This is a genomic window from Marivivens sp. ABH4_498, assembly GCF_056160585.1.
On the sequence record NZ_JBSWXL010000002.1, the window covers coordinates 180,410 to 201,608 of the forward strand.

The following is a 21,199-nucleotide window of genomic DNA, read 5'->3' on the forward strand; positions in this document are numbered from 1 at the left end:
GTAAAATATGTACCGTACACTTTTGGCCACATCGGCCGTTTTGGCAATTTCCGCGACCGCGTCGGTCGCAGCTGACAACGCTGCCGTTCTGGACACCTATGCGAACATCGCCGAAGCAGGCTACGCGGACAGCCTTGCAACTGCGAAAGTTCTGCAAGCTGCCGTAAACGAATTGGTTGCGAACCCATCCGAAGAAACACTTACAGCGGCACGTTCGGCATGGCTGGATGCACGCGTTCCCTACCAGCAGACCGAAGTGTTCCGTTTCGGCAACGCGATCGTTGACGACTGGGAAGGTCTGGTAAACGCATGGCCACTGGACGAAGGCCTGATCGACTATGTTGACGCATCCTATGGCGGCCCAACCGATGAAAACGAATTCGCAGCGCTGAACGTGATCGCGAACCCGACCTTTACCGTTGCTGGCGTCGACATTGATGCGACCAACATCACCCCTGAGCTGATCGCGGACAGCCTGAACGAAGCAGACGGTATCGAAACCAACGTTGCTCGCGGCTATCACGCGATTGAATTCCTGCTGTGGGGCCAAGATTTGAACGGCACCGACGCAGGCGCAGGCGACCGTCCATACACCGACTATGCGGCTGGCGACGATTGCACCAACGGCAACTGCGACCGCCGCGGTGATTACCTGATCGCAGCGACCGACCTGCTGGTGTCCGATCTGGAATTCATCACCGCCGCTTGGGCTGCCGAAGGCGAAGCCCGCGCAGAGCTGACCGCTGACGAAAACGCAGGCATCATCGCGATGCTGACCGGCATGGGATCGCTGTCCTACGGTGAACAGGCTGGCGAACGTATGCGTCTGGGCCTGATGCTGAACGACCCAGAAGAAGAGCATGATTGCTTCTCGGACAACACGCATAATTCGCACTACTACGACGGTCTGGGCGTTCAGAACGTATATCTGGGCTCCTACACCCGCGTTGACGGCACCGTTGTTTCGGGCCCGTCCCTGTCGGAACTGGTTGCAGCAGCAAACCCTGAACTGGACGCTGAACTGACCGCGAAACTGGACACGACCGTTGCAGCGCTGGGCGATATTGTTGAGGCCGCTGAAAACGGTTTCTCGTACGACATGATGCTGGAACGCGGCAACGCCGAAGGCGAAGCACTGGTCATGGGCGCCGTAAACGGCCTGATCGACCAAACCCGTAGCATTGAAAAAGTTGTTGCAGCACTGGGCCTAGACGCAATCGCGTTCGAAGGTTCGGACAGCTTGGACAACCCAGACGCTGTTTTCCAATAAGGAGTCATAACGATGATCGTTTGTAGCTGTCAGAATATTTCAGACCGCGACATCCATGCCGCCATCGACTGGATGCGTGCATCGGATGAACGGACGATCATCACTCCGGGAAAAGTATATCGCGCGTTGGGCAAAGCGGCAGATTGCGGAAACTGCATGTCGCTTTTCCTTTCCACAATGCGATCCAATGATAACCTAGGTGTACCCAGCCATCTACGCGGGCTCAGATCCGCACCAGCACAGGAGCACAACAATGAAGGGCGACGCAAAAGTCGTTGAGTTTCTCAACACCGCACTTCGGTCCGAATTAACAGCCGTTAACCAATATTGGCTGCATTACCGACTACAAGAAGACTGGGGGCTAGGAAAAATGGCCGCCAAAAGCCGCGAAGAAAGCATCGAAGAAATGCATCACGCGGACAAACTGATCGCACGTATTCTGTTTTTGGGCGGACACCCAAATCTACAGAAACTGGATGCACTACGTATCGGTGAAACACCTAAAGAAACGCTAGAGGCGGATCTGGCCGCAGAAAAAGAAGCCCGCGCTCTTTACGCCGAGGCACGCACATATTGCCAAACCGTTGGCGATTATGTGTCGATGAAGTTGTTCGAGGAATTGCTGACCGACGAAGAAGGGCATATCGACTTCCTCGAGACTCAACTTGACCTACACGACCGATTGGGAGCCGAAGGGTATGCCCTGCTTAATGCGTCCACAATGGACCAAGCCGAATAAACTAGCACTGTGCGTTGCCCTTATAGGCAGCGCATCTTTTGCTCAGACTGTCACCTATGACGATCTGCACGATATTCATCTAAATGCTATTCCTCGCACCGACAGTGAAACCGCGCGGATCGCGGCTGTCACTGCGCCGACGACAGATTTCACAGCCCCCGAACGGTTCGAAGAAAACCCCGCCGGCGCCGCAACTGTCCGTGCGCGTACCAATGCCGATGCGTTTTCGCAGCCTTCGGCAAATATCGGGTTCGAAGGCGAATTGGATTTCAAAGTCGGCAACGGGTTGTTCCGAAAAATTTGGGTGTCATCGCCGTCATCTACGCTGGCTTCCGATGGTTTGGGCCCGCTGTATAACGCGCGCGGCTGCCAGAACTGCCACATCAAAGACGGCCGTGGCCACACCCCCGAAGGCCCCGAAGACAACGCCGTTTCCCTGTTCCTGCGAATTTCCATCCCGGGCAGCTACGACGAACAGATCGAAGCCATCGAAGGGTTCCACCCCACGGCGGCCGATCCGAACTATGGGTTCCAGCTACAGGATTTCGCCGTCGCGGGGCACAACGCCGAATACCGTTTGGATATCCAATACGAAGACATCGAAATCCAGCTAAGCGATGGAGAAACAGCCACCCTGCGCAGCCCGACATATACGGCGGCTGATCTGGGCTATGGCGATTTGCACCCCGATGCGATGCTGTCCCCTCGCATCGCCCCGCAAATGATCGGCCTTGGCCTGATCGAGGCGATCCCTGCCGCCGATATTCTGGCAAACGCCGATGAAAATGACGCAGATGGCGACGGCATTTCGGGCCGCCCGAACATCGTTTGGTCCAAGGAATTCGATCAACCCATGCTGGGGCGTTTCGGGCTCAAGGCGGGCAATCCAACGGTGAAACAACAGTCGGCAGATGCCTTTGCCGGTGATATCGGCATTTCCAGCCCCCTTAACCCTGATCCATGGGGGGAATGCACCGTTGGGCAGGCCGATTGCATTGATGCCCGCCACGGCAATGACGACGCCCAAGACGGGTTTGAGGTCGACCAAATCGGTCTGGATCTGGTGACATTCTATTCCCGCAATCTGGCGGTCCCTGCCCGCCGCGATCTGGATGATCCACAGGTTTTGGCCGGCAAAGAGGTGTTCTATGACACCGGCTGCGCCTCCTGCCACATGCCGAAATTCGTGACCGCGCGGCTAGAGGATCGCCCCGAACAATCGTTCCAGCTGATCTGGCCCTATTCGGATTTTCTGCTGCACGACATGGGCGAAGGTCTGGCCGATCACCGCCCCGAAGCCCGCGCAACAGGCACCGAATGGCGCACCGCGCCGCTATGGGGGATCGGCATGACCGAACAGGTCAGCGGCACCGTAAATCTATTGCATGATGGTCGCGCTCGTTCGATCCTAGAGGCCGTGCTATGGCATGGCGGCGAAGCTGCGCCGCACCGTGACGCCGTTATCGACATGCCGAAAACCGACCGCGATGCCCTTATCGCATTCCTGGAGAGCCTATGATCCGCGCTGCCCTGTTCACAATCGCATTGGCGACCCCAGCGGCGGCAAACGTCGACACGCTGCTGAACGACTATGTTCTGCCGTCTTGGGATAGCTTTGCCACATCCGCCGCAGACCTAGCCAACGCGGCCGCCGCTGATTGTTCGCCCGCACATGTCGCGCCCTATTACAACGATGCTTTTGACCATTGGTTGAACGTGCGGAACTTGAAATTGGGGCCAACGGAAAATGGCACCCTGAACATCGAATTCTGGCCCGATGATCGCGGATTTATCCCCCGCACCTTGGCCGATCTGATCGCGGATGAAGACCCGATTGCCTATGACGCGGTGGAATACGCGACCATGTCGATCGCCGCGCGCGGCCTGATGTCGATCGAAATGCTGGTGTTTGATGATCGGTTCAACACATACGGCGCGGATGACTACACCTGCGATCTGCTGAAACAGATCACCGCCGATTTCGCGACCGAGGTCGCCCGCCAATCAGACGGCTGGGCAAACGATTACGCGCCCATCATGTTGGGCCAAGGCGACGGCGTATCGACACCTGTGATCCCAGAAGATCAGGCCTTTGCCACGTTTTATACGCAGATCGTGTCGGGGCTGGAAAACCTAACGATCCAAAACGTGAACCGCCCTTTGGGTACATTTGATCGCCCGCGCGAAACCCGTGCGAACGCTTGGCGGTCGGATCGGGCATTGCGCAATATCGTTTTGTCGGCAGATGCGATGGTGGAACAGGCGCATCTATTGATGGGCACCGATTTGCCCGCCACAACTGCCGCATTGGCCGAATTGCACAAAACGGCGGATCGGGTGACCGACCCCAGCTTTGCTAATATCGAAACCGATACGCAATCATGGCTGTTGCTGCAAATTCTGGGTCAGAACGTGGATACCATTGGCGCAGGGATCAGCAATGAAATCGGTCTGGTCATGGGTATCTCAGCTGGATTTAACGCATCGGATGGCGACTGATGGCGAACCGTCGGCAATTTCTGACGTCGTTACTGGCGGCATCGGCCGCGCCGACGATCAGCTGGGCATCCGTTGGCAACCCGTCATTCATTGCTGCCGCCAAAATTGGTGACGATTACGCGCTGTGCGGGTTGACGAATGCGGGCCAGATTGCGTTTCAGGTGCCCCTGCCCGCCCGTGGCCACGCCGGCGCGGGACACCCCACAAAACCTATCGCGGTCGCCTTTGCCCGCCGCCCCGGCACCTTTGCTGTGGTGATCGACTGTTTGACCGGCGGCGTGATACAAGACCTCACCGCGCCATCGGGTCGTAGTTTTTCAGGCCACGGCATGTTTTTGGATGACGGCAACCTGTTGCTGACGACCGAACAGATCGCTGAAACGAGCGAAGGCTTTCTGGGCCTTTGGGACGTGTCCGACAATTTCAAACGCATTGGCGCGATCCCGACCCATGGACTGGGGCCACATGACGTCAAACTGCTGGACGATGGTGCCACTCTGGTCGTTGCAAACGGCGGCATTCACACAGATGCTTTTGGCCGCACGAAACTGAACATCGAAACCATGCGCCCGAATTTGGCTTATTTGTCGATTGATGGCCTGTTGGAACTGGTTGAACTGGATGCCGAACTGTCGAAAAATTCGATCCGCCATTTGGCCGTGCGCCCCGATGGATTGGTCGGGTTCGCGATGCAATGGCAAGCGGACCCATCATTCCTGCCCCGAATTCTGGGCCTACACAAACGCGGGTCGGACGTCATTCTAGCCGAAGCCCCCCTGAACGAAGCCTTTGCGATGCAAGGCTATGCAGGGTCTATCGCGTTCAGCGGTGATGGCGACGAAATTGCCATTTCATCGCCCAAGGGCGGACGGCTACACCGTTTCACCGATACAGGCCAATTCATTGCCGCGACCATGCAGACGGACGTTTGCGGTCTGGTGACTCTGCCGGATGGCTATATGACCAGCGACGGCTACGGGCATCTCGCTGCAATGGAAAACGGGGCGCTCCGCCCGCTGGCAGAACACCCCGTCAATTGGGATAATCACATCATTGCGCTGTGATTATTTCTGGTCGGCCTCTTCGGCGATGCGCTGATCTTCGCGCAGCTCCAGCCACATTGCGTTCATCACCGCAAAAATAGCCGCCAGAGGAAGCCCGAGGATCCAAGCAAAATACCACATGGTGTCTATCCTTTCTTAGTACAGAGAATGGCTGTTTTCGTTGATGTCGTTTTCCGTGACCTTGCCCCACAGCACCTTATAAACCCACGCGGTGTAGGACAGGATGATCGGCATAAAGATCGCGGCGACGAACAACATAATAAACAGCGTCAGGTGCGACGACGACGCGTCCCAAACCGTCAGCGACGAATTCGGATCGGTCGACGATGGCAGGATGAACGGGAACATCGTCAGGCCCACGCTGGCCACCATGCCCAGGATCGCCATTTTGGAAAACAGCAGGGTGATCACCTCTAGTTTCAGGCGCATCGACACCAGAACCAGCGCGATACCGGCAAAGCCCATGATCGGCGCAATCGCGATCCACGGACGATCCGCATAAGACGCGATCCAGCTGCCGCCTTTGGCGATTTCGGACATCAGCGGGTTGGATGGGCCGTCTTTGACCGCCTCGTTCACGAAGGCATAGCCATCGATGCCTGCCATCAGCCAAACGCCTGCCAACGCATACCCGACGCCCGCAACAACAGCCGCGACCGATCCGTATTTGCGAGCCCGTACGACAATGTCGCCTTCGGATTTCAGACCCAGCCACGCGGACCCGTGCATCACCAACATCGCCACCGAAACAACGCCGGTCAGCAGGGCAAACGGGTTCAGCAGGCCAAAGAATTTGCCGAATGCGCCGCCTTCGTAGATCGACAGCAGTTCAGGGGTCAGGTGGAATGGCACGCCTTGCAACACGTTGCCGACAGCCACGCCAAAGATCAGCGCAGGTACGAAACCGCCCGCAAACAGCGCCCAGTCCCATGTCGCCCGCCACCGCACGTCATCGCGTTTGGACCGATATTTGAACGCGACAGGACGCACAATCAGCGCGGCCAGCACCACAAACATCGCCAAATAAAACCCCGAGAAGCTGACCGCATATAACGGCGGCCATGCGGCGAAAACCGCGCCGCCGCCCAAGATGAACCAAACCTGGTTGCCTTCCCAAACGGGGCCAACGGTGTTGATCACCATACGGCGTTCGGTGTCATTTTTCGCAACGAACGGTAGCAACGCGCCAACGCCCATGTCAAACCCGTCGGTCAGGGCAAAGCCGATCAACAGAACGCCCATCAGGACCCACCAGATGATTCGCAGTTCAGCGAAACCGATCAATTCATGTAAAATCATATCTCTTACTCCGCTGGGGCCAGTTCAGAGGCTGGCATGCTAGCCAGTCGGCGGTTGTGTTTTTCGGTCCATTCGTCAGTCACATCGACGTCCATGTAGGGGCCTTTGCGGATGTATTTGATCATCAGGCCCATCTCGACCACGAAAAGGACGGTGTAGAAAATGATGAACCCAGCCAAGGTGAACAGGATTTCCCCGACCGATAGCGCACTGACCGACATGGCAGTTGGCAGAACACCATCAACGGTCCACGGTTGGCGGCCGAATTCAGATACGAACCACCCCATCTCTGCGGCGATCCAAGGCGCAGGGATCATGATCACAGCGGCCTGCAATGCCAATTTGGGGAACCGCATGCCGCGGAATGACGACATGAAAAAGAAATATCCCATCAGCGCGATAAAGCTAAAGCCAAGCCCAACCATGATGCGGAACGACCAGAACAGCGGCCATACGGTTGGAACGGTATCGTTCGCAGCCATCTGGATTTGTTCTTCGGTCGCGTCGCGCGGATCATCCACATAGCGTTTCAGCAACATGGCAAAGCCTAGATCATCGGAATGCTGTTCAAACCGCATTTGATCATCGGGCTGAATATTGTTCAGGTCCGCGCGGATATCCATCAACGCATCATAGGCCAGAATACCGGAACGGACGCGCTGTTCGGCGGTTTCAACCAGCTGGTCAATACCGGCGATTTCTGTGTTCAACGAACGGGTGCCGATCAGGCCCATGACCCATGGGATTTCGATGGCATAATGGGTTTCGCGGGCCTCTTGATCCGGAATGCCGATCAACGTGAACGGCGCGGGCGCGTCGTGCGTTTCCCACATCGCTTCGATCGAGGCGAGTTTCATTTTCTGCGTGTGGCTGGCCGAATAGCCCGATTCATCGCCCAACACGACAACGGACAGCGCCGACGCCAAACCGAACGACGCTGCAACCGCAATCGAACGGCGGGCCAGTTCGATGTGACGGCCCTTTAGCAAATACCACGCCGAAACGCCCAAAACGAACACCGCTGCGGTGACGTATCCGGCGGACACTGTGTGCACGAATTTGGCTTGGGCGACTTCGTTGAACAGCACCTCTTTGAACGACGTCATTTCCATGCGCATCGTCATTGGGTTGAATTCAGCGCCCACAGGGTTCTGCATCCAGCCGTTTGCGATCAGGATCCACAGCGCCGAAAAGTTCGACCCCAGCGCCACCAGCCATGCGGTGACCAAATGGCCCACTTTTGACAGTTTATCCCAGCCGAAAAAGAACAGACCAACGAATGTGGCCTCTAGGAAGAACGCCATCATGCCTTCGATCGCGAGCGGAGCCCCGAAGATATCGCCGACATAGTGGCTGTAGTAGCTCCAGTTCATGCCGAACTGGAATTCCATGGTGATGCCCGTCGCGACGCCCAACACAAAGTTGATGCCGAACAACGTGCCCCAGAATTTGGTCATCTGACGCCAAATGGGGCGGTTGGTCATCACATAGACGGTTTCCATGATCGCCACGATGATCGACAGCCCCAGCGTGAGCGGCACGAACAAAAAGTGGTACATGGCGGTCAGTGCGAACTGTAATCGTGACAGTTCGACAATATCCAGTTCCATAGTTTGGGCTCCTGAAAAACGGTTTAATTCAACGACTATTTATCATGATTCTTTGATGTAACTTTGACATGTATCAAAAAGTCACATTTGTGATGTCGCATTATCCGATATGCAAAATCCGCGTAGCAAGGTCGATCTCAGCCTGACGATGCGCTGCGATGATAAATATAGTGTTTGGCAAAGCGGCTCTGATGTTTGCCAAAACCTGACGTGCTGTTGGATCATCCAACCCTTCGGTTGGTTCATCCAGCAACAGAATATCAGGATTGCGGGTCACAGCACGCGCCAAAGCAACACGGCGCAATTGGCCGCCTGACAGGCCTTCGCCTTTGGGGCCAATTTGAACATCCAAACCGCCACGGTCGCGGATCGTATCAGCCAGCAACACTTTGTTTAAAATGTCATAAATCGTATCATCATCGATGTCCGGATCGATCAGGCAAAAGTTGTCACGCAAGCTGCCAGACACCAGCGCCGACCGCTGCGGCAACATCGTCAGGTGGTCACGCAGCTGCCATTCTGGCCAATCACAGACGGGACGATTTCCAATCGAGACATCGCCCTCCAACAGGCCCGCGATTTGATGCAACAGCGTGGATTTGCCCGCGCCGCTAGGGCCTGTCAAAACGACGGTTTCGCCAGCCTTAGCCGGTTCGCCGAAACCAAAATCCACGTCAAAACATTCAGGTTCGATAGGCTTTTTAGCAGGTTCAACCGCCGCGAACTGGTTCGGTTCGATGCGTTGGGCGGCCAAACGAACCCTACCAAATTCTGTAGATGCACGCCGCAATGGGGGTAAAATTTCAGACAATCCCAACGCGGCAAACACCGACAATGCGACCATCGGCACCGAAAGGCCGCCGCGGTCATGGGACAGAACGCCGATGACCAGAGCCCCTGCAATGATCAACTGAGTCGATAGGCCAATTGCCGCGCCAATCGCACGATCTATGAATGCCAGCCTATCGCGTTCGGCCAACACCGTATCAATACCCGCATGCAATTTCGCGGTTTCCTGATCAATACGGCCATAAACGGTTAGATCGGATCGACCACGGACCAAATCGATCAATGAAGAACGGGTAACCTGCGAAAAATTTTCGATACGCACAGCTGTCCGCGAACTCAGTCTGGCCCCGAGCACAAAGATGATCACGCCGCATACCAAATAGCTGATCGTGATAAACAGGGACATGCCCCAGCCGACCAACAGTCCCAACACAACTGCCGCAATAACCAGTGTCACCATGGCACCCACAATCGGAAAAACCAATCGCAACGGGATCGTGTCCAACGCATCTACGTCAGCCACAATTTGATTAGAGGCTTTGGAACTGCGCAGTTGAATTTGTTTGCGAAAGGGTGCGCGCGCCATTCCAGATAGGATTTGCACCCGAACCATTGCCAAAAATCGCAAGGTCGCATCATGGGTGGACAGCCGTTCAAAATATCGTGCTGCCGTGCGCCCCAACGCAAGGAATCGCACCCCTGCCGACGGGCGGAACACATCAAAAACAGCGCCCAATCCTGCCAACCCTGCAACAGACGCGGCCGTAATAAACCAGCCCGATAATCCAATCAGAGCCGCCCCCATCACCAGAACCAGGACGGATAGAACAGCACCGATGTAAACAGAGGTCCCGTGATCGCGCATCATTGCGCGCATGATGTTGAACATGGGCTTCATGCCGATACCTCGATCACTTGATCCATCTGTTCGGCCAATCGCGCGTCATGCGTTGATACAATCAGCGCCACACCCTTTGATTTTAACTCTAACAAAGCATTCGTGACGATTTCAGCCGTTTTAGGGTCTAAATCCGCTGTCGGCTCATCTGCGATGATCAGCCTGGGGTTCGCCAAAATGGCACGACATAATGTCAGGCGGCGCGCTTCTCCGCCCGACAGTCCGGCGCCGGTTTCGCCCAATATTGTTTGCGCCCCTTTGGGCAAACGTTCCACCACATCTGCCATGCCAACGGATGTCAACGCTGGCCAAATATCCGCGCCAGTCCCAAAATCCAGATTGAATTGTAGCGTATCATCAAAGAAATGCGGCGCCTGAGGCATCCAACCAATGTCGTCCCGCCACGCGACGGCTGTGCCATCATCCAAAACTTTGCCATTCACATAAACAGCGCCGTCCACGATGGGCACCAATCCAGCGATCGCATTTAACGTCGTCGATTTGCCTGCGCCTGATGGGCCCGTGATCGCGATGCTTTGACCTGACTTGAGTACAAAATTCGGGATCGATATCCGCTGCTGCCCCACCAGAGCCACTGCACCAACGGTTTTTACACCAAAATTTTCGCCCCAAACGACGCTTTGCCTTGAACCGATGATTGGCGTTCGATCCTGATCGAACCATTTTTGCCATTCATCGGCGACAGCGCTTGCTGCGGCTTTGTCGTGCCATGCAGCGGATAGGTCACGTAAGGATTGATAAAATTCGGGTGCGATCAGCAGGATCCAAATGACGGAAAACGGCGTCAACCCTCCCCAGGATTGCCCAAAACCAATGGCCCCCAACAGCGAAAACCCTAAATAAATCGCCATAAGAGCAACGCCAATCGCCGCAAAAAGTTCAAGAACCGTTGACGTGAGAAAGGCAATTTTCAAAACGGCCATGGTTCGGCTACGCAACCGATCGGCAGACTGGGTAAATCCGTCCAAAAACCGCCCCGATGCATTCAACACCCGCATGTCCAAAATCGCAGGCAACCGATCCACGATCATATCGTTCATGGTCCCCATTTCAGCCATCTGATTTTCACTGGCGTCTTTTGCCGCCCAGCCAATCAACGCCATAAAAACGGGGATCAGCGGCCCGGTGATCATGAAAATCAATGCGGCAACCCAGCTATAGTAAGCGGCGATTAATATGATGATGATCGGAACAATGCGCACACGCGCCATCGCCTGACGATACCGGCCAACATAAGGCACGATCATATCGAGCTTTTCAAAACTCAGAGCCGCCGTCGCGCCCGCCCCCATATCACCGCCGAAAAATCGCGCTTCTTTTTCAACAATGATCCTGCGGCACTGCGCAATCAGGCTGTCACCCGCCGCGCTGGATCGCGACTCTGACATCGCGTTTAGGGCCGATTTGATAATCGCCAATCCGATAAAACACGCGGCCATATAGCCAACAAAATGCGGATCGCCTTTTAAAAGCCGCGCCAACACCCACGCGATAATTGCGGTTTGAACCAGCCAAATCAGATTGGCGAAAATCGCGAACCGCGATGCTGTCCGAATGGCACGGGCGATCGGACTTAGCAGTGTATCCAATGCGGTGTCGCGTGAATTGGCCAACAGAATTCCTCTATCTCACATCAAAAATACCGAAATTTCGGCCTACATATGATCTGGATCAGTTACAGGACAGCGCAATTGAGGTGAATGTGACAAAAATGTTGAGTGTAAAAGGGAATAAAAATGCGGCTGACCACACGCACCAACCTAGCATTGCGGGTCTTGATGTTCTGCGGAACGACACCCGATCAGATCACCCCTTCGCCTGTTATTGCGCAGGCCTGCAATGCATCTGCCAACCATTTGGCACAGGTGGTTCACGCCCTTAACCAGTACGGCTTTATCGAAGCCAGCCGCGGGCGCACAGGTGGAGTCAAGCTCGCCCGAACGGCGAGCGATATAAACATCGGCGACGTTTTCCGCGCCTTTGAATCCGAAGTCCCGTTTACCGAATGTTTTTCGCCTGAAACGAACACTTGTCCGCTGGTGTCCGCATGCCGCCTGAAATCTGCGATCAGCCGCGCATTGGACGCATTTTTCCGCGAACTGGATATGCTGACTTTGGATGATTTGGTCCGCGGCAACTGCGGCCTGACCGAACTATTCGCGGTCACCCCGTCCATATCCTGCCAAGGACAAGTCGCGCATTGAATGTCTGGTAAATTGTGCCGGCGACAGACGGCCCATCGACGTAAGTTATCAATTAATAACTAAAATGGTCCACAATACGACCATATAACACCACTCAATAATGACGGTCGTTTACTAGTTACGTTTCGTCCGTTGCGATAGGGACTTAACAAACGTCGATCGCAGGCCTTACTGATCAGAGCCTAGGCAATAACGATGTAATAGCCGCAGTGGGCTGCAAGTTTCAAAATCACGGCTTTGCGCTCGTCGTGCTCTAGCCTAGTGCGACCCACCATCGGACAGGGACCGCGCCTCGACGATCAGCTCCTCTGTCTCTCGGACAGCCTTTTCCGAGCGAGTGGCGAGTTTTTGGACGGCGCTGGCCACAACGGCAAAACCTTTGCCCGCCTGTCCCGCATGCGCTGCTTCAATCGCTGCATTAATCGCGAGCATATTTGTCTGCATAGCAATCTCGTCCATGACCTTTATGACGCCATCAACACGGTTAAAGAGGTTGTTGGACTGAGCGCGCGCTTCGAATAATTCCGTCTCATCCTGCCATTCGACAAAAACATGCGCCAGTGCGCCTTCATCCGTGAACTCAGGCGTCGCGCGGAAGCGCAGATGACAGTCGCCAATCGTCAGCGCTGCCGTGTGAGGCTCGACCATTTTTGCGATGAGATTACGCTGAATCCTCGGGTGCTGGTGAAAGCTGTCGATGTTCTTACCGACGACCGCGTCTGCACTGAACCCTTTGATAAATTGCGCAATCGGCCTTTCAATCCGGCGAAACATTTCAATGGCGGCTTTGTTTGCAAAGACAACGACAAGGTTTGCGTCTGCGACCATGATGGGATTGCCCAAAAGGTCGAGATCGCGGAAACGATCTATGGATGAGAGCGGAGACAGATCGTTCATGTTTTGGCCAGTTCTTTTTATTAGTCCTAGTTCGTAACGGCAGCCTCCTAGGCCGATGATAGTTTTTTATTGCCAAGCGCGTTTCGCACTCCGCGCCAATATTACCCAATGCCTGACGAAAGCGATGAGCCGCGGTTTGCATGATGACCGTAAAAGCACCTGGTTGTGCGTCGAACCGAGCTTTCGATTAAGCGTCGTCTTACCAATTCAACGCTGGAGCGTATCCGCAACATTGCTTTTGAACCTGTAACTTTCATCACTTATGCGGAAGACATATCAAAGTCACTTCTGGGGCATTCATCATCCATAGCTGAATCATTGGATGATGTCCTTATAAACCAACTGCGCAAGCTTGATCAGTTCTGACAAATCGGTGCCCGAAACAGACGAAACGGTCCCTAAAATGGTACCGATAAATTCCTAAGCAAAGGTAATCATTGAACTATAAGGAAATATGGCTGGTAAATGGTGCCGGTGATAGGACTCGAACCTACGACCCCATCATTACGAATGACGTGCTCTACCAGCTGAGCTACACCGGCACTGGAGCGGCTATTAGCACTGCTAAGCCGCCCCGAAAAGTATTATTTTTCGCTTTGGGCTTCCAAAACTTCAGCTGCGTCTGGGACGATGTCAACGTCGTCCAATTCGGTGACCGGTTCCGGGCCAATAATCAAAGGCAACATTTCAACACCTGCCGGCATGGTCACTTCGCCTTTGGGCGGATTTTTCCACGATAGCGTGTCGAACCCAGCGCAATGGCTACAGACCGGGGCCCATTCTGCGTGAATGTGATGGCATTTATCACAGATCCATTGCGGTCCGCGTGGCGCCACCAATGCCTTTGCCAACCAGCCACGTACGACCTGATCGTCTGCACCGCTACCGCGTTCAATTGCCGCCATAAGCGTTAGAACACGCGCTGTTGGGTCTTCGTCAATCAATGTACCCAATGCGCGTTTTGCTTCGGGGAAATCACCGTTGGCAATGTGCAGTTCAGACAACAGCATGCGGGTTTCAGCGTTATTTGGCTGTAGTTTGGTCAAGGCGCGGAAACGTTTCAAACGTTCGGCTGAGGTTTCATCTGGCGCAATCGCAGCAAAGGCCGCCGCCAAATCAGGGTGCGGCTGAACACCCCATGCTTTGGTCAATACCCGTGCTGCCAATTTTGGTTTACCAGCTTTGATATGCGCCTTGGACGCCATAACGGCGGCAGGGATCAAATCAGGCGACTGTTTATTTGCCGCAATCGCTGCTTCTTGTACCTCGATGCCCGTGCCTTCGTCGGTCAATTCGGACAGTTCAGACAAAGCCAAAACAGCATCACGGCGGCGGTGCACGTCCTTGGGCAGATCGCCAGATTTCAATTTCGCCGCCAATGTCTGACGCGCGCCTTTCCAATCGCCCTTTTCGGCCTGCAATTTCAGCAGCGTATCTTGGGTATCGGAATGTTTTGGTTTTAGGGCGAACGCCTTTTCCGCCAGTTTCATCGCCGTGTCGGTATCACCATCTGCCAGCTTCTGATGCATCAAACCGCGAATACCTACGAAACGGGTGCGATCATCGGTGACCAGCTTTTTGTACGCTTCTTCGGCTTTGCGGCGATCGCCAGCGATTTCGGCGGCCTGAGCCGTCAAAAGAGTCGTCAGTTCAGGTTTATCCAGTAGGCGTTCAGCTTTGGCAGCTTTGGCCAAGGCCAAATGCCCTTCGCCGGATGCCGCAGCCATCATGCCTTCGGACAGGGCTTGGTACCCGCGTTCGATGCGGTTGCGCGCGAAATAGCGTGACACGGCTGTTTCGTCGCCGTTCAGGAATTTTAGAAACGCGATCGTCAGACCGATAAGTTTGAACATCAACCACGTCAGGACAATCAGGCCAAACAGCGCGAACACGACCTCTAGCGGGCCGAGGCGCAATTCAACGCCCGCAAAGGTGATGAACATTTCGCCTTGCAGACGGCTGAGTTCTAAGGCGCCATAGGTCAGCGCGGTCACGCCAAGGACAAAGGCCAGAATCTTGAGTAGGGACCAGAGCATCATGGCGTGCCTCACTGATTAAGGTTAACAGATAGATCGTTCGCAGCCGAAACCGCATCGACGCGCGCTTTGGCTGCTTGCGTCCAAGTGGACAATGCGTCCTGCGCGACTTGAGGGAGCGTTTCAATTTCCGCAATCGCATCGGCCAAACGGCCATCACGAACCGCGGCACCGACGCGCGACAAAATAGCGTCGGCATCATCACCTTCGCGCGGCTCTACCGAACGGACGTTAAATAAATTACCCAAAAATCCGCCAACAGCGCCGGTTTCACCTGCAACACCTTCGCGGCGGGCGATTTCCAATGCGTCGCGGGCAGCTGGGGCAAATTGATCTTGCAATGCCGCCAGCGATTCAACACCGCTTGCGGCAACATCCGCAATCGCCTGCGGTACGGAACCTGCTGCCTCTTTCAAATCGGCAAGCGCATCAGAAAACGGTGTCCCCGCCTCTAACGCTGTTTGCACACGCGCCAGCGCAACGCGGCTTGCGGCGGTTTCTTCGGCTTCACGAGCCGCTGCTTCGTCTGCAGCCGCAGCATCGCGGGCAGATTGCAATTGTCCAGCGGCTGCATCGGCGATTTCTTGGATACGGGCTTGCTGCGTTGCCAGTTCGGCACGCAGCTCTGCGGTTTGCGCGGCGACTGCGTCGATGATTGTCGAAACGGTTTCACCTTCGCCAACGGGCAGGGCTTCGATCTGGGCAAGGCGCGCATCGAAATTGCCGACTTTATCGGTCAAAACGGCAATCTGGCCTGTTACATCGCGTTCGATCGCATCCAGCCGGCCACCAACAGCGGCATCGACCATCGTTTCCGGATCAAATTCTGCAAAGATTGACCGCAAATCCGAAAGTCCGGTTTTGATGTCCTGAATTTCACTGATCTGAGCCGCTTCGGTGTCCGCATTTATCTGCGGCAACGTCAAATAAGCCGCGCCGTAACCCAGACCGCCCGCAATCAATCCGCCAAAGATGGCAGGGAAAAAACCGCCGCGTCGTTTTTCAACGATCACTGGTGCCGGAATCGGTTCCGGCGGCACAGAGGTTACCTCTGGCTCTTCTTCAACCGTGTCTTGTTCGTCCTCGGGCGTATCCTCTTCGACGTCAGACTCTTCGGCCGTTTCTTCGGGTGCCTCGTCTGTGTCGGTATCGGCAGCGGTTTCTGCAATTATTTCCGCATCTTCGATTTTTGCGTCGTCTTCGACTGATGTTTCGGTCTGATCTTCGACCTTTTTGTTTTTATCGTCTTCCAATGTCGAATCCTCGCGAACGAATACTACTTAGGCGCAACCTAATGGCTGCATAATATGGTCTCAAGCTAACTACACCAGCTATAGCGCAAACAATCGGCGACAGGTCGCCGCAACCATCGAATCAAAATTTGGCCGATCGGCGACAACCACCGTATCGACCCCCAAATCTGCCAATTCGGCGGCAACTGCATGGCTCATTGCAATCGCATGAACCGGAGCATTAACAATTGCAGGTATCAACACTGCACTGCGGGGTGAAAACAAGGGGAGCACAACCGGTTCGGTCCCCGAAACTGCATTTAGTGCGTCAGGATCAGGCGGACAGGCCCTTTGATCATAACAAATCGCCTCGGCGCAGTGTTTACCCAATTGGGTCAGGCGTTGGGCGATATCTCCACGCGCATGGGTGCCGCGCAAATGGCACAAACGCCCCGTGGACTGTGACGCGATCAAATCCACCAGCGCATCGGCATCTTTTCCCGCTGAAATAGGCTCTAATCCGGCTTGTTTCGCGACTTGGGCTGTGCGGTCGCCCACGCACCATGCCCGCGTTCCCTGCGCTACGCCTAAACGTCTGGCTTGGCGCGCACCGTTTGCGGATGTCAGGATCACATCATCAAAAACGGGCAACGACACATCTAACGGAATAATTTCCATCACAGGCGAAATAACCGATTTAATCGGACCATAATCATTGGTCACCGCGTCCAAAAATCTTTCAGAATCCAGACGAGGACGCGTCAGCAGAAGGATGGTCATAGCCGCCTTACCATTGTTCAGTTACGCGTCAGATGTTACCTGCCATCTAAACAGGTGCAAGCGGACCCGATGACCAAAACGATCACCATCCTAGGAATTGAGAGCAGTTGCGACGATACAGCCGCCGCTATTGTACGCGTCGGCAGCGAAGCGACTGTTCTTTCATCAGTTGTAAAAGGCCAAAATGATCTGCACGCAGATTTCGGTGGCGTTGTCCCCGAAATCGCGGCCCGCGCCCACGCCGAACGCGTTGATTTATGTGTAGAGGCCGCGCTGGCCGAAACTGGGCTGACTTTGGCTGATCTGGACGGGATTGCGGTTACTTCTGGCCCGGGGCTGATTGGCGGCGTTTTGTCCGGCGTCATGTGCGCCAAAGGGATCGCTGCGGCCACTGGTTTGCCGATTGTCGGCGTAAACCATTTGGCGGGGCACGCATTGACCCCGCGCCTGACGGACAACGTGACCTTTCCCTATCTGATGTTGCTGGTGTCGGGCGGGCATTGCCAATTCCTAATTGCCGAAGGCCCCGATCGGTTCCGCCGCATTGGCGGCACCATCGACGATGCCCCGGGCGAAGCCTTCGATAAAACCGCGCGCCTTTTGGGCCTGCCGCAACCGGGCGGACCGCATGTGGAAAAATCCGCAGCAATGGGGGATCCGAAACGGTTCAAACTGCCACGTCCTTTGTTGGATCGCCCTGGGTGTGACATGTCATTTTCTGGGTTAAAGACCGCTCTACTACGCGCCCGCGATGCTGTGGTTGCTGAAAAAGGCGGTCTAACCGAACAGGACCGCGCGGATTTATCCGCTGCATTTCAGGCATCAGTCACCGATATTCTGGTCGAAAAAACCCGCCGCGCTTTGCTGGAATACCGTGAACTCAATCCTGAAAATTCCGTTTTCGCCATCGCAGGCGGCGTGGCGGCCAATGGGCCGATCCGCACGGCGTTAATGGCACTTTGCGCTGAATTAGAGACTGAATTTACCGCGCCTCCGCTGGCATTGTGTACCGATAATGCGGCTATGATTGCCTATGCAGGCGCGGACCGACTGATGAACGGCGACGTTGATGACATGACGTTCAAGGCCCGCCCACGTTGGCCATTGGACGACCGCGCAGCGGCAATGCTAGGGTCAGGGAAAAAGGGGGCCAAGGCATGAAGATCGCAATCGCAGGTGCCGGTGCGTTTGGTACGGCACTGGCCGTATCGTTCTGCGCAGCCCAGCCCGTTACGATCTGGGCGCGCAATGCTGATACGGTGGACCTGATCAACATTGATCGTGTGAACCCGCGCCTGCCTAACGTCACCCTGCCCGACAATTTGACCGCGACCAACAATCTGGACGATGTCTTCGCCGCCGACATCATTCTGCTGGCTATCCCCGCGCAGCAATTCCGCAGCTTCGTCGCCGAACACAGCGCCAAACTGGCTGGCAAAATGGTCGTGTCCTGCGCCAAAGGCATCGACACAGAAACCATGCGCGGGACGGCTTCGACGATCCAAGATTCAGCTCCTACCGCGACCGTCGGCCTTCTGACCGGTCCCAGTTTTGCCGCTGATATCGCCAAAGGATTGCCCACGGCGTTGACCTTGGCTTGCACAGATACGGCTGCGGGCGAGCTGATGCAGAACGCGCTGTCCGTCGGAAATTTGCGGTTCTATCGCACCACGGACGTGATTGGCGCCGAATTGGGCGGATCGTTAAAAAACGTCTACGCAATAGCTTGCGGTGCCTGCATCGGCGAAGGCATCGGCGACAGCGCCCGCGCAGCGTTGATGACACGCGGTATGGCAGAAACCATGCGATTGGCCGCGGCAATAGGCGCGAAACCCGAAACTTTGATGGGGTTGTCGGGCTTTGGCGATCTGGTCCTGACCTGCACATCGGAATTGTCGCGCAACTACCGCTACGGCCTATCGATCGGGCGGATGGACAAATTCACAGAAAACACCACCGTCGAAGGCGTCGCCACCACCCATGCGGTTGCGAAACTGGCCGCTGAAAAAGGCATCGACATGCCGATTGTGTCCATGCTTCAAGACATATTAACAACCGATTGCAGCGTCGCCGAAGCCATCGCCGTATTGCTGCGCCGCCCATTGAAAGAGGAATAACATGCGTTTTGCCATCGTCACCAAAGACAAAGACGGCGCCCTGCAGATCCGCCTAGACACCCGCGAGGCGCACCTAGCCTACATCAAAGAAACCGGTGTTGTCGAAATGGCAGGCCCGTTCATCAATGAGGCTGGCGAAATGCACGGGTCGATGATCATTCTGGAGGTGGCCGACCGCGCCGCCGCCATCGCTTGGGCTGAAAATGATCCATATGCCAAGGCGGGACTGTTCGAAAAAGTCCGCATCGAAGAATGGAAAAAGGTGATCGGCTAATGGCCTATTGGCTGTTCAAATCCGAACCCGACGTTTGGGGCTGGGACCATCAGGTCGCCAAAGGTGACGAAGGCGAAGAATGGAACGGCGTTCGCAATTATCAGGCGCGCAACAACATGAGTGCCATGAAATTGGGCGATCAGGGGTTTTTCTATCATTCACGCAGCGGGCTGGAAATCGTGGGGATTGTTGAAATCTGCGCGGAATCCCACCCCGACAGCACGACCGATGATGAACGGTGGGACTGCGTGGATGTCCGCGCCGTCAAACCGCTGAAACGCGCGGTTACATTGGAACAGATCAAACAGGACGAACGCCTAACGGACATGGTTCTGTTGAAAAATTCCCGCCTATCGGTCCAGCCTGTGACCGAAGAGGAATGGAATATAATCTGCGAACTGGGCGGAATTTAGATAGCCAAAGATCACAAAGCCCCCGATAGTGAACCCATTCAACGGGGGCTTTGATATGGAATTTCTAAACGTAATCGTGGCCGCAATCGCGGGATTTGGCTTTGGTGCGGTGTGGTACATGCTTCTGGCCGAACCATGGATGGCTGCCGCGCAAATCGAAAAAGGCGCGGACGGCAAACCCAAAAACAGCAGCGATCCTAAACCCTACATCATGGCGATGGTCGCGATGATTTTCGTCGCAGGCATGATGCGCCACGTCTTTGCGTCGTCGGGCGTGATGACCGTTGGCGGAGGCCTGATTTCCGGACTGGGGATCGGCGCGTTCTTCATCAGCCCGTGGATCATGATCAACAACGCCTATGGCGGGCGGCCGTTCAAACTGACGCTGATCGACGGCGGTTATGCGGTTTTTGGTTGCGCCATCATCGGTGCGGTTCTGAACCTGTTTTAATCAAAACGGGGCCGCACCGCTGCGCCGCCCCGTTTTGTCACCCGACGCTCCCACACGTTGGACCGTGGGACCATCTAAAAACAAAAAAGGCTTTCCCACAAAGGAAAAGCCTTTCGCATTTTCATCGATATCGATCGATTAGCTGTAGATCGACTCTTTGCCGAAATGTTTGGTCAGCATGTAGTAGATCACAGCCCGATATTTGTTACGCTCGGATTTACCATAGGTTTCGATGACCGAATTGATCGCTTCCATCAGCTCTGGACCGTCGGACAGGCCCAGTTTTTTCATTAGAAAGTTTTTCTTTACGGTTTCCAATTCGGATGGCTGGCTGCCCGCAACGGTCGATGCGTCCGCGTTATAGATCGCAGGACCGCAGCCGATGGTGACTTTCGTCAGCAGGTCCATGTCTGGTGTCATGCCGCATTTGGATTTCAGATCGTCCGCATATTTTGCGATCAGTTCGTCACGTTTGCCCATTTCTGTGCCCCTCGAATAAATACGCACGCCCAATTCGTGCTTGAATGACGAAAGCCTAATTCGTGAAAGATTGTTGGGTAAAGAAAAAATCCCCGCATTCGTCAGAATTCGCACGTTCCAATGGAA

The 21,199-nt window shown here is 55.1% G+C and carries 22 protein-coding genes and 1 tRNA gene; 12 read left to right on the plus strand and 11 right to left on the minus strand.

Annotation, left to right across the window (positions count from 1 at the left end):
• Positions 1-7 precede the first annotated feature (7 nt).
• The 6 genes from ACXAGA_RS04905 to ACXAGA_RS04930 are packed head-to-tail and all read left to right on the plus strand — an operon-like array spanning position 8 to position 5,572.
• Positions 8-1,270 carry an imelysin family protein gene (locus ACXAGA_RS04905; protein WP_475116407.1) on the plus strand — a complete coding sequence of 421 codons (1,263 nt, stop codon included), beginning with the start codon at positions 8-10 and terminating at the stop codon, positions 1,268-1,270.
• Positions 1,271-1,282: 12 nt separating this feature from the next.
• Complete coding sequence (locus tag ACXAGA_RS04910) at positions 1,283-1,549, plus strand: (2Fe-2S)-binding protein (RefSeq protein ID WP_086451074.1); 267 nt, start codon at positions 1,283-1,285, stop codon at positions 1,547-1,549.
• Complete coding sequence (gene bfr, locus ACXAGA_RS04915; protein ID WP_086451073.1) at positions 1,524-2,009, plus strand: bacterioferritin; 486 nt, start codon at positions 1,524-1,526, stop codon at positions 2,007-2,009. Before ACXAGA_RS04910 ends, bfr begins: the two co-directional genes overlap by 26 nt.
• Positions 1,981-3,528 carry a di-heme oxidoreductase family protein gene (locus ACXAGA_RS04920; RefSeq protein WP_475116408.1) on the plus strand — a complete coding sequence of 516 codons (1,548 nt, stop codon included), beginning with the start codon at positions 1,981-1,983 and terminating at the stop codon, positions 3,526-3,528. The genes bfr and ACXAGA_RS04920 overlap by 29 nt, the downstream gene beginning before the upstream one ends.
• Positions 3,525-4,508 (plus strand): imelysin family protein, encoded by a 984-nt coding sequence (locus ACXAGA_RS04925; RefSeq protein WP_475116409.1) that lies wholly within the window; start codon positions 3,525-3,527, stop codon positions 4,506-4,508. Before ACXAGA_RS04920 ends, ACXAGA_RS04925 begins: the two co-directional genes overlap by 4 nt.
• Positions 4,508-5,572 carry a DUF1513 domain-containing protein gene (locus tag ACXAGA_RS04930; RefSeq protein WP_475116410.1) on the plus strand — a complete coding sequence of 355 codons (1,065 nt, stop codon included), beginning with the start codon at positions 4,508-4,510 and terminating at the stop codon, positions 5,570-5,572. The genes ACXAGA_RS04925 and ACXAGA_RS04930 overlap by 1 nt, the downstream gene beginning before the upstream one ends.
• On the opposite strand, the gene cydX is transcribed toward ACXAGA_RS04930, so the two are convergent.
• The 5 genes from cydX to ACXAGA_RS04955 all read right to left on the minus strand — a co-directional run bounded on the left by cydX (position 5,573) and on the right by ACXAGA_RS04955 (position 11,802).
• Complete coding sequence (gene cydX / locus ACXAGA_RS04935) at positions 5,573-5,692, minus strand: cytochrome bd-I oxidase subunit CydX (protein ID WP_475116411.1); 120 nt, start codon at positions 5,690-5,692, stop codon at positions 5,573-5,575.
• A 15-nt stretch (positions 5,693-5,707) separates the two neighbouring features.
• Positions 5,708-6,871, minus strand: a complete 1,164-nt coding sequence (gene cydB / locus ACXAGA_RS04940; protein WP_475116412.1) for a cytochrome d ubiquinol oxidase subunit II — start codon at positions 6,869-6,871, stop codon at positions 5,708-5,710.
• Between the two features lie 5 nt (positions 6,872-6,876).
• Entirely contained in the window at positions 6,877-8,481 is a 1,605-nt protein-coding gene (locus tag ACXAGA_RS04945) for a cytochrome ubiquinol oxidase subunit I (protein WP_475116413.1), read from the minus strand.
• Positions 8,482-8,581: 100 nt separating this feature from the next.
• Positions 8,582-10,168, minus strand: a complete 1,587-nt coding sequence (locus tag ACXAGA_RS04950; RefSeq protein ID WP_475116414.1) for an amino acid ABC transporter ATP-binding/permease protein — start codon at positions 10,166-10,168, stop codon at positions 8,582-8,584.
• Complete coding sequence (locus tag ACXAGA_RS04955; protein WP_475116415.1) at positions 10,165-11,802, minus strand: ABC transporter ATP-binding protein/permease; 1,638 nt, start codon at positions 11,800-11,802, stop codon at positions 10,165-10,167. Before ACXAGA_RS04955 ends, ACXAGA_RS04950 begins: the two co-directional genes overlap by 4 nt.
• Positions 11,803-11,925: 123 nt before the next feature.
• Between ACXAGA_RS04955 and ACXAGA_RS04960 the strand changes: the two genes are divergently transcribed.
• Positions 11,926-12,393 carry an RrF2 family transcriptional regulator gene (locus ACXAGA_RS04960; protein WP_475116416.1) on the plus strand — a complete coding sequence of 156 codons (468 nt, stop codon included), beginning with the start codon at positions 11,926-11,928 and terminating at the stop codon, positions 12,391-12,393.
• 258 nt (positions 12,394-12,651) lie between these two features.
• On the opposite strand, the gene ACXAGA_RS04965 is transcribed toward ACXAGA_RS04960, so the two are convergent.
• The 5 genes from ACXAGA_RS04965 to ACXAGA_RS04985 form a co-directional block, all read right to left on the minus strand.
• Positions 12,652-13,290, minus strand: coding sequence for a methyl-accepting chemotaxis protein (locus ACXAGA_RS04965; protein WP_475116417.1), 639 nt, complete (start codon positions 13,288-13,290; stop codon positions 12,652-12,654).
• Positions 13,291-13,756: 466 nt separating this feature from the next.
• Positions 13,757-13,832, minus strand: a tRNA-Thr gene (locus tag ACXAGA_RS04970).
• Positions 13,833-13,874: 42 nt separating this feature from the next.
• The gene (locus tag ACXAGA_RS04975; RefSeq protein ID WP_475116816.1) at positions 13,875-15,326 is read right to left on the minus strand and encodes a heme biosynthesis HemY N-terminal domain-containing protein; all 1,452 of its coding nucleotides are present in this window, start codon (positions 15,324-15,326) and stop codon (positions 13,875-13,877) included.
• Positions 15,327-15,337: 11 nt separating this feature from the next.
• Positions 15,338-16,579, minus strand: a complete 1,242-nt coding sequence (locus tag ACXAGA_RS04980; RefSeq protein ID WP_475116418.1) for a COG4223 family protein — start codon at positions 16,577-16,579, stop codon at positions 15,338-15,340.
• A 78-nt stretch (positions 16,580-16,657) separates the two neighbouring features.
• A complete protein-coding gene (locus tag ACXAGA_RS04985) occupies positions 16,658-17,338 on the minus strand; it encodes a uroporphyrinogen-III synthase (RefSeq protein WP_475116419.1) in 681 nt (226 codons plus the stop codon).
• A 69-nt stretch (positions 17,339-17,407) separates the two neighbouring features.
• On the opposite strand from ACXAGA_RS04985, the gene tsaD reads away from it, so the two are divergent.
• Genes tsaD through ACXAGA_RS05010 form a run of 5 tightly spaced genes read left to right on the plus strand, consistent with a single transcriptional unit; the run spans position 17,408 to position 20,593 of the window.
• Complete coding sequence (gene tsaD, locus ACXAGA_RS04990) at positions 17,408-18,499, plus strand: tRNA (adenosine(37)-N6)-threonylcarbamoyltransferase complex transferase subunit TsaD (RefSeq protein ID WP_475116420.1); 1,092 nt, start codon at positions 17,408-17,410, stop codon at positions 18,497-18,499.
• The gene (locus tag ACXAGA_RS04995; RefSeq protein ID WP_475116421.1) at positions 18,496-19,455 is read left to right on the plus strand and encodes an NAD(P)H-dependent glycerol-3-phosphate dehydrogenase; all 960 of its coding nucleotides are present in this window, start codon (positions 18,496-18,498) and stop codon (positions 19,453-19,455) included. The genes tsaD and ACXAGA_RS04995 overlap by 4 nt, the downstream gene beginning before the upstream one ends.
• A 1-nt stretch (position 19,456) precedes the next feature.
• Positions 19,457-19,729: a YciI family protein gene (locus tag ACXAGA_RS05000; RefSeq protein WP_475116422.1), complete on the plus strand. Its 273-nt coding sequence runs from the start codon at positions 19,457-19,459 to the stop codon at positions 19,727-19,729.
• Positions 19,729-20,142, plus strand: coding sequence for an EVE domain-containing protein (locus tag ACXAGA_RS05005; RefSeq protein WP_475116423.1), 414 nt, complete (start codon positions 19,729-19,731; stop codon positions 20,140-20,142). The genes ACXAGA_RS05000 and ACXAGA_RS05005 overlap by 1 nt, the downstream gene beginning before the upstream one ends.
• 55 nt (positions 20,143-20,197) lie before the next feature.
• Entirely contained in the window at positions 20,198-20,593 is a 396-nt protein-coding gene (locus tag ACXAGA_RS05010) for a DUF1761 domain-containing protein (protein WP_475116424.1), read from the plus strand.
• A 138-nt stretch (positions 20,594-20,731) separates the two neighbouring features.
• Here ACXAGA_RS05010 and ACXAGA_RS05015 read toward each other — a convergent pair whose 3' ends face one another.
• Positions 20,732-21,073 carry a DUF2853 family protein gene (locus ACXAGA_RS05015; RefSeq protein ID WP_475116425.1) on the minus strand — a complete coding sequence of 114 codons (342 nt, stop codon included), beginning with the start codon at positions 21,071-21,073 and terminating at the stop codon, positions 20,732-20,734.
• Positions 21,074-21,199: the final 126 nt, after the last annotated feature.